The following is a 14,136-nucleotide window of genomic DNA, read 5'->3' as shown; positions in this document are numbered from 1 at the left end:
GGGGCAATGTACTAAGTTAGTTGCCGAATACCGAAAACAGCAACGCGGCAATGGTACAATCGATACTACCGGAATTTAACCTGGAGACCGAAAGTCTGGAATTAATACCCTATGGCTCTGGACTGATCAATACAACATGGAAGATCAACCATGGAAGGGAAGAATATATCCTTCAACGCATCAATCACCTGGTCTTCAAAAAGCCATTCGAGATCGCTGAGAATATCCGCAAGATCGCCGACTATCTCGAACAGCATAGTCCCGGTTACCTTTTTGTAACCCCTATCCGCACCAGGAACAAGCAGGAACTGGCTTTCTCGGCAACCGATGGCTATTTCAGGCTATTCCATTTTGTAAAAGGGTCCCACACCACAGATGTGGTGGGCGATGCCAGTGAGGCCTACCATGCCGCCCGGCAATTCGGCCGGTTTACTGCATTGTTGGCAGGGTTTGATGCCAGCCAGTTGCACGAAACCATCCCTGACTTCCACAACCTTGCACTGCGATTCCGTCAGTTCAGGGAATCCATCACAAATGGCAACCAGGAAAGGGTTACAGCAGCCCGGCAAGCTATCGACCAAATAATGGCCTATTCCAACCTGGTAGACCAATATGAAAAGATCCTGCATGACCCTGCATTCCGGACCAGGGTCATCCATCATGATACTAAGATCAGCAATGTATTGCTGGACAAGGACAACAAGGGACTTTGTGTGATAGACCTGGACACGGTGATGCCGGGATATTTCATCAGTGATGTAGGCGACATGATGCGCACCTACCTGTCACCCGCAACCGAAGAAGAGACCGACCTCAGCAAGAATGAAGTGAGGGATGAAATATTCAGGGCCATCGTTAAGGGCTACCTGGAAGAAATGGGTGAACTATTGACAGCGCAGGAAAGGGAAGCGATCCTCTATGCCGGGAAGTTCATGATCTATATGCAGGCATTGCGATTCCTAACCGATCATTTCAATAACGACAGTTATTACGGCACCAGGTATCCCGGCCACAATTACAACCGGGCATTGAACCAGTTGGACCTGCTGGATAAACTATGTGCCAGGGAGCCCCAACTGAAGCAGATCCTGGAAGACATACAGTGATCCAGAATTTGACCACTCCCTTCTTTTAGGGAGAATGGATCCGGGCCATTAGGGAACCATTATTGGGGAGTCAATGGAAGAAAGGGAATTATATCGTAATTTATTTCCCATTGAGCCTTCACCATGAACCGACTACAAGCATTAAAAGCAGGCAGTTCCCTATGCCTCCTGGGAGCATTGCTGGCCTGCAAGAACGAAAAACAACCCAGCTTCAGGCTGGTTGAAACAGACAGTTTCCATTTCAACAATTTCGTGGACTGCAATATGGCAGAGACCTGGGTCGGCGATACGTTCCGGATATTTCCCGGCAAATATGGTGAGGACCCGGTATGGGGGGAAGCCCATGACCTCAAATTCTCCAGTGGCGCCAATGCGGATGAGGCATTCAGCAATCCCGCAAGCGCCTATATAGCACCTCATCTCCCTCTCAATGCCCCGGTTGGCCAAAAGGGCTTGCATGGCGCCATCTGGTTTGAAACCGTTTACCAGGACAAAGGGGATAGCAGCGGCAAGACCCTGTATGCCATTTACCATAATGAGAACTACCCGCAAACATTGCCCCATGATTCGGTTACAGGTGAGGGTTATATTGACAAGGACTGGCCCCTTGGCCTCACGGAACGCATTACCCCTGCTGCCGTTTGCCGTATAGGGATCATGAAGTCAGTTGATGGCGGATGGAACTGGGAGAACCGCGGGCTTTTCCTGGAAGACAAGCAGGCACGTATGATCCTGAAACCACACAATACTTCCAAGACCTTTGCAGGAGGCGTTGGAGACCCATCAGCAGTGGCCGTTGGCGACCACCTTTATCTTTTTTATGGCGAATATGGTTATCCAGGGAAGTATGAACCGGCCACCTATGACCCGGCAAAGGAATGGGGCGGCCAATGCATCAGTGTAGCAAGGATCGCCTTATCCGACCTCGATGATCCGCAAGGAAAGGCCAAACGCTGGGACGGCAAGGGCTTCAATGCGCCCTGGGATGGGGTAGGCCAACCCATTAGCTCGCTGCAGATACCCATTGCAGAAGGCGGCGGACCGGCATCTTCCCCAACTGGTGGTTTTCATTGGGGTCCATCCGTTAGCTGGAATGAACACCTGGAATGCTGGGTCATGATGATGGGAAGGGTTGAAGGCCAATCATGGGTCGGTGATGAACTATATATTTCCTTCAATCAGAACAAGGACCTTGGATCGGGTACTAACTCCCAGGCATGGACGAAGCCACAGCTATTGCTCAAGAAGCCGGGCCATGTGTTATGGTATCCTTCCCTGCAACCCATGAATACAGAGGAGGACATCAAGGCCAGACGCACCAGCCTGAAGCTGGGCAAAAAGGCCAGGCTATTCTTCAAATACTCGGACCTGGGAAAATATTTCTCCACCTATATCGTGGAGTTCGACAAATAAAAAAACTGCCCGGCAGTTTTGCCAGGCAGTTCTGTTTAATTATTGCAGTTCAGCAGCCACCGTTCTTCCTCCCCTTCCTAGCGCATTAAAGACCCTGAAGCGATAATTACCTTTTTCAGTGATCGGCTTCGTATAGGCGGGACTGTTAGCAGAAGGTTCTGAACCATCCTTTGTATACCGGATTGGCATTCCCGGGAATTGCACATTGGCATGGATAGCACCGCCTTCAACCTTCAGTCCGGCTGTAGGGATGCGGTAACCATAGCCGCCGTTCAGGTGATCCAGGGCTGGCAGCACTTTCTTGCCCACCACATTCACGAACTGGTTCCAACTGCTGCTGTACTGCTCTTCCATTTTCACCTTATCGGCCTCCAGTGCCCATGCCGGGGTTGGCGCCCATGCCCTTTCAGCGATACCGATCAATTTGGGCAGCATGAGGTATTCCAGGCGATCCGGCGTACGCAGGTTCTCTGCCCAGAGCAAGCCTTGCACACCCACGATATTGGATTGGCCATATTCCGTCAGCCTTTCCTTACCCTTCAGGTTAACCGGATCAAATGGGCTGCCCGCCGCATCTTCCCTGGTGGTCTTATAGTAATCAAAGGGATTGAAGCGGAAGGGCTTGTCAATATCCACGAATCCTCCCCAATAATACCCTGGCTCATCAGGATGCTTCATGTAGGCCATATCGAGATAGTTGTTGCTAACCGGCGACAATACCACTTTATAGCCGGCGTTAGCCAATTTGTAAGGAAGGTCCTCTGCACCCCAACCCACCATATTGTTCCATACATGCACCTGCATGCCATTATTGGCAAAGCCGGGATTGGGGATGAAGAATTTGTTGCCGTCAAGTTTGGTCTTGCGCATGGCCATTTCTTCCCAACCGGAAGTGAACAAACCATGACCCTTAAGGATGCTGTCCACTTTTCCGTAGAAATAATACCAATAGTCATCGATCTCCTTTACACCCGGGAGTTTCCCCACCATCTTCTGGCAAATGGGAGAGCCTTCCCAAACACCGGCTGGCACTTCATCGCCACCCATATGGATGGTTGTAAGCGGTGCCCCGGCCTCCTTATACATCTTAACGATCTCGTCCACCACCTTACCGATAAACCGGTAAGTGGAAGGCAGGGCAGGACACATGACATTGTCATTCCATGCCTGGGCGGAACTGTACACTGACTTATCATCCAGGTCATTCAGGAGAAACTCTTCAGCGGCTTCCATCTCATCCTCGGCGATCAATCGCTTGTACCTTTCTTCCATGGACTTGATGGCAGCACGGCTATGACCGGGAGACTCAAATTCCGGTATGATCTGCACATGACGGTCACGGGCATACTTGAGGATATTGATGAATTCAGCACGCGTATAGTAACCGCTGCCGGGTAGTTTTCCGGCATCCGGACCAGAAGCGTAGGAAGGCAATAAAGAAGCGTTACTATCCTTGAGGATACCACGCTGTGAGCCAATATTTGTCAGCTCAGGCAGGCCGGGGATCTCCAGGCGCCAGGCTTCGTCATCAATGAAGTGCAGGTGCAACACATTCAATTTCAGGAAAGCCATGAGGTCGATCACCTTCAGGAGCTTGGTGGGTGTCTGGAAATTACGGGAAACATCCAGCATAAAACTCCTGTAGCCAAACCTGGGCTGGTCGCTCACCTCCATGGCAGGAAAGGAAAACTGGGCCGCGATCTTTGCCGCAGCCGGTGAAGGGACCAGGCTTCTCAGCGTTTGTACCGCATAAAAGGCGCCTGCTGCATCACCGGCTTTCACCAGGATACCATTGGGGCTGATCGACAGCTGGTAAGCTTCAGCAGGCATCGGTTGTTTGGTCAACCGGATGGCATTGGCAGCCTGGCCAATCCCACTAATTACCTGTAGTTTCCTGCCAGTAAACTTACCAATTGCCTCAGCCAGCTGGTCGGCCTCATTGGCAAAAGCAGGGTCAGTATGAATGACGGTTGAAGCATCGGCAGCAAATACGCCTTGTCCTGCAGAATAACTCCTTGGGCTGGGGAATACAGGCACCAGTTGGTTATCGGGTAACTCGGTGATGCCCATATTACGCTGGTAGACCACTTCATTGGTCACCCCACCAATTGCTTCTGGACCAAATGGTTTAAAGCTCAATTTGATGGACTGCTTTTTGGTGCGGTCTGTTGTGGAGAGGATAAAAAAGCCATCGGGGCCGGAAGAATTGTTCAATACCTTCCCATCGGCCGTATGGGGAATGGTCAGGGAAGCTCCCTGTGCCAAACCCTTGAACCTGCTGTTTGGGGTGATCTTGAACACATCGCCATTCACATGCGATATGGCAACAGGTGCATCATCGCCAATAACCCTCAAGGCACGCGGACTGGTAAAATAGATCTCCCATCCGGCAGCACCGAGGGTGGACTTCGACTTATTGGTCAAAACGAGATCGGCCCTGCAATCGGCCTTGCCCTGGAAGTTGTTCTCTACAAATGCCCATTCCGCCTCCAACTGGGGGAATGCAGGACTTTTGGGTCGCTGGGCCATGACCGTTGCCGTTAGCAAGAAGCCCAGAAGGGGAAGCAATCTTTTCCTGTTCATCGTTGATGTTTTCGTAGTCAATAAAATTAGGCATTCCACCATTCAATACTTCGCTTTGGGGCAAGGATTTTAAAAAAATTAAAAAAGAGAGGCCTATCCTACCAAAAGGAGCCCTCTACCCTTCTTCTTCATTTCATAAGAGGCGGCTGTAAAATGTCATCACCTATATCCAATCCATGTTTCTCAATTTCATAATAGATCCATAATCCTGGCTTTACAATGGGCGTCTAGTTTGCACGGCATGCTTACAAATGATGCTGCCTCCCCAAAATGGACAATGGTAGGCCTTGCGGCCACGGCAAGTTTTGCTACCTATTTCTGTATGTACGTTTACCGGAAATCCATCAGCGCCGCCACTTTTGACGGGCTTGACAATTGGGGGATTTCCTTCAAATCATCCCTCATTATCGCCCAGGTCTTTGGCTATATGCTGTCCAAATTCATCGGGATCAGGTTCATGGCCACCCTCAACATGAAGCGTAGGCCCTATTACCTGTTGGGATTGATCGGCACGGCACTAGTTTGCCTGGCCGGCCTGGCCTTCACTCCAATGGTCTTAGGACCAGTATGGTTATTTCTCAATGGCCTTTCCCTTGGCCTGATCTGGGGATTGGTCTTCAGTTATATAGAAGGCCGAAAATATACCGACCTCCTGGCCCTGATCCTCAGCACCAATTTCATTTTCAGTTCAGGCATGGTGAAAAGCCTTGGCAGAATGGTCATCACTGATTGGGGAGTGGAGGAAGCCAGGATGCCCTTTTACCTCGGCTGCCTTTTTATCCCACTTCTACTAGCCTCCACCTGGTTGCTGGCAAAGATCCCACCCCCTAATGCAGCAGAGCGCCTGGACAGGGGCGATCGGCTTCCCATGGATGCCCGGCAGCGTTCAAACCTGGTCAAGGCATTCTTTCCCATGGTGTTCAGCCTGGTAGTGCTCAATATCATTTTCACCATCCTAAGGGACCTTAAAGACAATTATGCAGTAGAGATCATCAGGAGCATCCATCCCGATTATCCGCCTTCCATTTTTGCCAGGATGGAGACCCTGGCAGCCATAGTGGTATTCCTGGGACTACTAACGCTGACCAATATACGCAATCATTACACCAGCCTGAAAAGACAGGCTATTGTGATCCTTGCCGGCATTTCAGGACTTTGGATCAGTACAGGCCTGATGATCACCCATCCGGGACAAGCCCTGGGCTGTATGGTGACCTACACCATCTGCCTATATTCGGCCTACAACACGCTTCAATGCCTGCTCATCGACAGGCTGCTCTCCTGCTTTCGGATCAGGGGAAACACCGGCTACCTGTTCTATATCATGGATGCCATGGCCTACCTTGGCAGTTGTATCATCATCATCATGAATGAAACCGGGTCAGCCAAGGCAGACTGGTACCATTACTTTGTCCAACTCAGCCTTTGGATGCCATTGGTTGGCATGGCCACACTTACCACCGGAGCAATATTCATTTACCAACTATACAAAAAACATCAACCCACAAACCCACAACATGTTGAATCAACATTATGACCTTATGGTTATTGGCGCCGGTGTATTAGGAAGTTTCCATGCCTACCATGCAGCCAGGAAAGGCTTGAATGTGCTCCTACTGGAGAAGGACCACCAACCCAACGAAGCAACCGTTCGCAATTTTGGCCAGGTTGTGCCATCGGGTATGCCGCAAGGCAAGTGGCAGGAATATGGACGCAGGAGCATGGAGATCTACCGGGAGATCCAAAGATCATTTGATATCAGTATACGCGAAAATGGAACAGTTTACCTGGCATCCGACAATACAGAGCTGACCCTGATTGAAGAACTCACCGCCATCAATCAACAGCAACATTACCACTCCACGATCCTCAGCAAGGAAGAATGCCTGGCAAGGTTCCCGGGACTAAGGGCATCTTATTGCATGGGCGGCCTCTTCTTCCCTGGAGAGATCACCATTGAGCCACACCTGATGATCCACCAACTCATTGCTTGCCTGAAGGAACAATACAGTATTACTTATAAGCCCCTTACCCTTGTGCAGTCGATTGAACAGGGCAGCGACCATATCAAGGTCAGGGATAACCATGGCAATACCTACAAAAGCAAAAAGGCGGTGATCTGCAATGGGCGCGACTTCAGGCATCTTTACCCGGAAACATTCTATTCCAGTGATATCGAAGTGTCCAAATTACAGATGCTCTCCATTGCCCCGATGGATGGACTTGACCTACCCGGTTCCATCCTCAGTGGCTTAAGCATCAGGCGCTATGAAAGCTTTACAGAATGCCCATCCTACAAAAAACTGGATGCTGCCAATATTCCATCATCCTTCAGGAAATGGGGCATCCACTTATTGTTCAAGCAGGCCATTGACGGCAGCATCATCATTGGTGATTCACACGAGTATGCAGATGCAAGGAATTCAGATGAACTGGGCTTCCATTGTAACCAGGAGATCACCGATATCATGCTTTCAGAAGCCCAAAGAATGTTTGCCTTCCCTGAATGGAGGGTGACCAGGCAATGGAACGGGTACTATGCACAAAGAAAACATCACGATGTTTTTCTGGAAACCGTTGAACCCAACGTCCATATCGTTACCGCCATAGGCGGAAAAGGTATGACTGCAAGTGCCGCATTAGCAGAGGAACATATTCACCAACTTTTTGATTAAACCATGGATACATGAATAGCATACAACTAGTGGTCTTTGATATGGCCGGCACAACAGTAACAGATAAGCATGAAGTGGAGTATTGTTTTGCCCTTGCCGCCAGGGAAACAGGGCTGGAAATGACCGATGAGGAAATATTGGCAGTCCAGGGTTGGGGAAAGCGCCATGTTTTCGAAACCTTCTGGGAAAGGCAATTGGGACAAAGGAATGAAGAATGGGTGCTAAGGGTAGCCCAGTCCTATCAACGATTTACCGAGGTACTGGAAGCCCATTACCACCAAAACCAGGTCCTGCCAACCGAAGGCTGCACCGAACTATTTACCTGGCTGAAGGATCAGGGTATCGCCATAGCCCTTACAACCGGTTTCTACCGTAAGGTGACGAATATTATCCTGGGCAAACTGGGCTGGCTGGAAGGACTGGATAGCCAGCACCTTGGTAATGCTAACACTATCATCCAGGCTTCCATCGCGAGTGATGAAGTGGCGAAAGGCAGACCCGCACCTGACATGATCCTGAAAGCCATGAACACATTGGGCATCAATGATCCGAAAACTGTCATCAATATCGGTGACACGCCATCTGATATTGAGTCAGGCAAACGCGCCAACTGCCTTTATTCCTGTTGCGTTAGCAATGGGACCCATACTGCTCAACAACTCCTGCCCCATAACCCAGACCAGGCATTTGATTCCTTAAGGGGATTAATGGCATTCCTTAAAAAAGAAATGGTGCCTGCTCAATAGGCACCATTTCTTTTATCCAGGTAGTTCTCGATCATTGTTTCATACTCCAGCCAGTCGGGCATTGGCAGGTTCTCCACCTTGGCCGCTTCATCCCATTTCCGCATACAGATATATAGGTCAAAGTACGGATCGCTTTCAAAAACATTAGCCTCTTCCGGCCCCATCCTGCCACCCTGGAATTCCAGGGTTCTCTTACTGGCTTCAGACAGCTGATCATAATAGGCCGGGTCAGCATAGGTAAGGTATCGCTTGGCATCAACATGGGAAGCGATCAGCCGGCACATGCGTTTACCGAAGCCCAGTGAAAGGAGATATTCTGCACCTACCTTCTCATGGTCCATCGTCCCATATCCATCCATGCCTGCATTCCCTTCGGGATGAAGCAGGTGGCCGATATCATGGAGGAAGGCCGCCAGCACCACTTCATCATCATAGCCTTCAGCCTTTGCCAACGACGCAGCCTGCACCATATGCTCCAACTGCGAAACCCTTTCGCCGGCATATTCGGCAGCCCCTTGCGCGTTAAATAACCGGATGATCTTTTGTGCGATTAGTTGGGAGGAAGTCATGATTATCATTTTTTATGTGGATGTGGACATGTGGATATGAGTGTTTTACACTAACCATTGTACCAGAAGGCTGGGTAAGTTTATGAAGAGTCCTTTTTATGGTTTGATCCTGCTTTTAACTATTCCCTCAATAAATACTCATTGAACCCAATAAGGACATTCATTGGTAGGCAAAAATGCACATATTCACATATTCACATATTCACATGTCCACATGTCCACATATTCTGGTTTCCCTATTTCACCAACCACATCCTTGCATTAATATTATCCTCCCCGCCATATTGGGATTGGAGGGCGCTGGTCCAATTCGCACTGTTGGTAGTTCTTTCAGAAGAAGGATATTGGAAGCGCATTGGAATGGCTCCGCTATTGCCTGTACCTGTGCCTACAGAGAAATCGGGGAGTCCTGTCCTGCGCCAGTTGAAATAAGCTTCCCAACCGGAGTTCTGGAAAAAGGCAAGGTATTTTTGGATAAGGATTTGCTTCAATCCATCCGTATTGTTCCCGGAATACTTTACAGCAGCCTGCTTGTAATACACACCTTCGAAATCAACCGGGATCACATAGCTCTGGTTATTGTAGATCTTGGTAATGCTACCTGCCATTTCAACAGGGATGCCATAAAATCTCCAGGAGGCCTTGATTCCGTTCTTGTACCATTCTTCCGCATCCCCAGTCAACCAGCCCCTGTTGATGGCTTCAGCGATATTGAAGCACATTTCCGGATAGCCGATGATAATACCGGGCTCACCAACATAATTGTTGTAATAACGGCTCCTGCTCCTTACTGAATACTCCGCCTGCTCAGCATTGGCCATCTTGCTCGACATATTTGCCAGGTCTTCCCCTGCGGGCGCGCCAACATAGGCAGTAATATCCGCAGGAGTCTTGCCATTAGTATTCAACTGTTTGGTGGCTGGTTCGGCAACTATATAAGCCCTGGGATCATTAATGGTCACCAGGTTATCCAGGTGGGTTGCGGAAAGGTTGTAACGGGTTGCGTCGAAACCGAGATTGTCAGGATTACTCGGGTATTTATTGAACTGGCTGTAAGCATACTGGAGGTTATCCTGCATACTTTCCATCATGGGATATTTAGCCTTGTTATTGAATAACTCAGCAAACTGGGCCTTGAGGTTCAAACCAGCTTCACCTTCCCTCCTGCTCATGGAGATCAATACCCGCAAGCGGAAAGTATTGACAACTTTCTGCCATTTCCGAAGGTCGTTGGCAAAATAGATATCACCATCCAGGCTCCGGTCACCGGATGCGATCAACTGGGTTAGTTCGGTATTGGACTTTTCCAGCCAATCCAGGATCTGTAGAAAGATATCCTTCTGTGCATCATACTTAGGGGTGGTAACCTCCAATCCCTTGAGTGCTTCGTTCATGGGGAGGTCACCCACCAGGCTGCTCATGCGATAATAAAAGAAGGCACGGGCAAATTTTCCAAGGGCGCTATAGGGATTCACCTCAGGCTGGCCACGTTTGATCGCTTCTTCCTCCATCTTCACTACATTCTTCAGGGTAGTGTAGTTAAGGCTGGCGCCGGTCCAGTCATAGCGCTGGTCGCCGTAGTAATTATAGTTGCAGCAATCGAACTGGTTCCAACGGGTGATATTGCTCCAGGGCCTGTCGATATTCATGTCGGATACAACCCCACGGAATACCAGGTCAGGACTCACACTTTCCGCCCGGTTAGGGTTCCGCTCGTACTCCTCAAATTTATCTGAGCAGCCTCCCAACACCATGGTGAAGGCGATAGCAGCAGGGAATATGATTTGCTTAAGTTTCATGATATAGTTTTTTTGTTCGATTAGAATGTAAGGTTCAGGTTGACGCCATAACGCCTGGTCGTGGGTGTTTGAAGGCTGGAGCTGCTTTCTGTACCAGCGTACTGGTCAAGGTCAAGGTCCTTGTATTGGGAGAAGTACAGCAGGTTACGGCCAACAAAAGAGATGCTCGCCTGGCGGATGAATGACTTGCCCAGCATGGATGGCGGGAAGGTATAACCGATCACCACTTCCCTCAGCTTGGCAAAGGTCCTGCTGATCAGGTTGGCCTCATTGGTGGCATAATAGAAGCTGATATAATCCTGCAGGAAGGTCTTGGTGGTATTGGGCGCATACTGCAGCTCCTTGTAATTGGTCACCCTTCCATCCACATCATATTTGATGGGCACACCATTACTTACTACCACGCCATCCCCTACCCACGATTTATTGCCCAGGTAATCCTGGTAACGGGCTTCACCCATTTCACCCTGCACGGTATTGATGTGGCGGCCACCGCGATAGGTCTGTTGCTGGATATAATTGATCACCTTGCCACCCACACGGCCATCGAACTGGAAACTCAGGTTGAAGTTCTTGTAACGGAAACTGTTGTTGATCGCCCAAACCCAATCCGAGTTCCTGTTACCCAGGTACTGGGCCACCGGTGCGCGCAAGGGACGTCCACCTGCATCATTGATCAGCTGTCCATCTGGGGTACGAACGAAGGCACTGCCATACAGTTTATCTACCCTGTCGCCCACCTTAAAGAAGGTATTCAAGGCTTCTACACCCGGATAGAAGCTCACATACTTTTCCTTGAACGTACTCCAGTTTACCAACACGTCCCAGTTCAACCCCTTGGGATTGCGCAGTGGCGAACCGGTGAGGGTAAGTTCCCATCCTGTCTTGCGTGTAGTAATACCGTTCACCAGGGCTTCGGTAAACCCGGTGGTCTGGGAAATGGGAAGCTTGAAGATGCCGGGACCATCCTTGGTGGTAAAATAGGTAACGTCGAGGCCTAAGCGATTATTCAGGAAGCGGATATCAGCACCGGCTTCCACCACTTCTGAGCTGAATGGTTTGATATTCGGGTTGTTGATGGTATTGGTAAAGTAAGCACCGGCCTTATTGTCGTAAACCAGCGGGGTGGAATAGGAAGCCGAGTTTTCAAATGTCGGTCCATCATAGGAAGAATAATATTCTGCACCGTAGCTCAGCGGATAGCTGGCTTGGGGGGTAGCGCCAATATAGGCCTGTGTCAATCCGCCCTTTACATTGGCATAGGATCCCCTGAACTTCAGCATGGATATCGCATTGGGCAGGTCCAGGTAATCACTCACCACTGTACTCAAAGAGGCGGATGGATAGAAATAGGTATTGTTTCCTTGCGGCAGGGTAGAGAGTTTATCCACCCTTCCCGTGAGGGAGAGGTTGGCATATTTACTGAATCCCAGGTCGAGGTAACCATAGGCGCTTAGTGCCAGCATATTGGACCTGAAACTGCTTGCCTTGATGGGGTTACGGCTATTGGAGAAGGCATAAAGTCCGGGAACGTTCAGGTAATCGGTAGTGGTGAAGTTGGAATTGTAACTGAAGTTGCGGGCATTACCACCAACAGATGCCTTGATACTGATATCCTTCAAAAGGTTGCTATTCTGGTAGGTTACCAGGAAATCGGTATTGTTCTCAAACATGGCCCTCCTGTCTTCCCTGTAATCACCCTTTCCTTCTTCCCTGCCGTAGGGATGGGCGCTGTAGGGCATCTTCTCGTTGCGGAACAGGTCATAGGTAGTCACCTGCGTGCGCACCAGGAAATCAAGGTTCTTGTTCAACTTATAGGTCATCTTGATATTACCGTTCAGGTCGTTCTTATTATGGCCGCGCAACCACTCATAAGACATGAAATAGGGGTTGTGGTAGCGCTGGTATTCTGCATAGATGGATTGTACGCCTTCCTTTCCAGGCTGCCAGTAATTGCGCATGTCATCCATGCTCCAGTCTGCTCCTGCCCAGAGGATGATGTTATAGATGATACTGTTGGGACCATAGGTCACATCAGGGAAATTATCAGAATACTGCCTGTTGTAATTGATATAGGACTCCAGCCTGAGTTTGTCAGTGAAATTATAGCCACCGGAAATATTGAAATTGGTAATATTCAATTGGGTATTGGGAACAATCCCCTTCTGGTAACTGTGCGAAACTGCGAAGCGCAGGTCAGATTTCTCTGTTCTGGATGAAACGGCAATACTGTTGGTAGATAACAATCCGGGCTCGAGGAAACGCTTCAGGTTATCCTTACCGCGCGCCACCCATGGGGTTGGGATTCGCTCCCCGGTCACAGGATCAATGGGCGAATCATACTGGGGGATCAACTGGCCTTCAAACTTCGGCCCCCAAACATCATAGTCGCCATCATTGGTACCGCCACCTTTACCATCTACAAAAGCGTACTTACCGTGGTCACCAGGACCATATTCATCCTGCACCTTTGGAATGGCATTGAAACCATTCTCCACCATGGTGGAACTATTGAATTCGATGGAGAAACCACGCTTGTCCCTTGAACCACGTTTGGTGGTGATCATGATCGCACCATTCACGCCGCGTGAACCATAGAGTGCAGAGGCGGTGGCGCCTTTGAGTACGGTGTAGCTTTCAATATCATCAGGTGAAATATTCCAGGTATCGGAATTAATGGGCACACCATCCACTACATACAGGTTGATGCTACGGCCGCGGAGGTACACATTGGGCGCGGACAATAATTCGGAATTCAGTCCTACTGTAAGGCCGGCTACCTTTCCTACCAAACCATTGATAGGATTCGGTTCGCGTGCTTTCACCAGGTCTTCGCCCTTTACTTCCTGGACCGCATAACCAATCTTTTTCTTTTCTTTCTTTACCCCTAATGCAGTCACCACAACCTCATTGAGTGAATTGGCTGATTGTTGGACATTGATAGTGACCTTAGCTTCATCTCCAACAGTGAACTCCTGGGTGGTCACACCAACACCACTCACTATCAACACATCACCGGGTTTGGCAGTAAGGGAGAACTTTCCATCAGTACCAGTGGAAGTTCCTTTCTTATCACCTTTTAGCATGATGCTTACTCCGGGGACCGGCGATTGGTCTTTTGCTGAAAGTACCTGTCCGGTTACAGGTTGCTGTGCAATGGTTACAGATGGACATACCACTGCCAGCAGGGCCGCGAGGGTTAAGGCCCGCATGCGCTTGGGCTTGCTCATAAATAGATGGTTTGA

9 protein-coding genes are annotated in these 14,136 nt (G+C 49.5%); 5 read left to right on the top strand and 4 right to left on the bottom strand.

Going from position 1 to position 14,136, the window contains the following annotated elements; all coding sequences use genetic code 11:
* The first annotated feature begins 50 nt into the window (after window positions 1-50).
* The gene (locus KJS94_RS02260; protein ID WP_214447131.1) at window positions 51-1,106 is read left to right on the top strand and encodes a phosphotransferase enzyme family protein; all 1,056 of its coding nucleotides are present in this window, start codon (window positions 51-53) and stop codon (window positions 1,104-1,106) included.
* A 123-nt stretch (window positions 1,107-1,229) separates the two neighbouring features.
* Window positions 1,230-2,519, top strand: coding sequence for a hypothetical protein (locus tag KJS94_RS02255; protein ID WP_214447130.1), 1,290 nt, complete (start codon window positions 1,230-1,232; stop codon window positions 2,517-2,519).
* 39 nt (window positions 2,520-2,558) lie between these two features.
* Here the strand turns inward: KJS94_RS02255 and KJS94_RS02250 are convergent, their stop codons facing one another.
* Entirely contained in the window at window positions 2,559-5,102 is a 2,544-nt protein-coding gene (locus KJS94_RS02250) for a family 20 glycosylhydrolase (protein WP_214447129.1), read from the bottom strand.
* Between the two features lie 241 nt (window positions 5,103-5,343).
* Here KJS94_RS02250 and KJS94_RS02245 point away from each other — a divergent pair, with 241 nt between their 5' ends.
* The 3 genes from KJS94_RS02245 to KJS94_RS02235 are packed head-to-tail and all read left to right on the top strand — an operon-like array spanning window position 5,344 to window position 8,523.
* Complete coding sequence (locus KJS94_RS02245; RefSeq protein WP_214447128.1) at window positions 5,344-6,639, top strand: DUF5690 family protein; 1,296 nt, start codon at window positions 5,344-5,346, stop codon at window positions 6,637-6,639.
* Window positions 6,620-7,777, top strand: a complete 1,158-nt coding sequence (locus KJS94_RS02240; protein ID WP_214447127.1) for a TIGR03364 family FAD-dependent oxidoreductase — start codon at window positions 6,620-6,622, stop codon at window positions 7,775-7,777. The genes KJS94_RS02245 and KJS94_RS02240 overlap by 20 nt, the downstream gene beginning before the upstream one ends.
* A gap of 11 nt (window positions 7,778-7,788) precedes the next feature.
* The gene (locus tag KJS94_RS02235) at window positions 7,789-8,523 is read left to right on the top strand and encodes an HAD family hydrolase (protein ID WP_214447126.1); all 735 of its coding nucleotides are present in this window, start codon (window positions 7,789-7,791) and stop codon (window positions 8,521-8,523) included.
* Here the strand turns inward: KJS94_RS02235 and KJS94_RS02230 are convergent.
* From KJS94_RS02230 to KJS94_RS02220, 3 genes are all read right to left on the bottom strand, one after another.
* Window positions 8,517-9,092 (bottom strand): HD domain-containing protein, encoded by a 576-nt coding sequence (locus KJS94_RS02230; RefSeq protein WP_214447125.1) that lies wholly within the window; start codon window positions 9,090-9,092, stop codon window positions 8,517-8,519. The two genes, KJS94_RS02235 and KJS94_RS02230, sit on opposite strands and share 7 nt — an antisense overlap.
* Before the next feature lie 236 nt (window positions 9,093-9,328).
* Window positions 9,329-10,891 (bottom strand): SusD/RagB family nutrient-binding outer membrane lipoprotein, encoded by a 1,563-nt coding sequence (locus KJS94_RS02225; RefSeq protein WP_214447124.1) that lies wholly within the window; start codon window positions 10,889-10,891, stop codon window positions 9,329-9,331.
* A 20-nt stretch (window positions 10,892-10,911) separates the two neighbouring features.
* The gene (locus KJS94_RS02220) at window positions 10,912-14,121 is read right to left on the bottom strand and encodes a SusC/RagA family TonB-linked outer membrane protein (protein WP_214447123.1); all 3,210 of its coding nucleotides are present in this window, start codon (window positions 14,119-14,121) and stop codon (window positions 10,912-10,914) included.
* Window positions 14,122-14,136: the final 15 nt, after the last annotated feature.

The sequence above is a fragment of the Flavihumibacter rivuli genome (genome assembly GCF_018595685.2).
GTDB lineage: Bacteria > Bacteroidota > Bacteroidia > Chitinophagales > Chitinophagaceae > Flavihumibacter > Flavihumibacter rivuli.
Note: the sequence above shows the minus strand (reverse complement) of the source record. Positions and strands in the feature narration are given on the sequence as shown.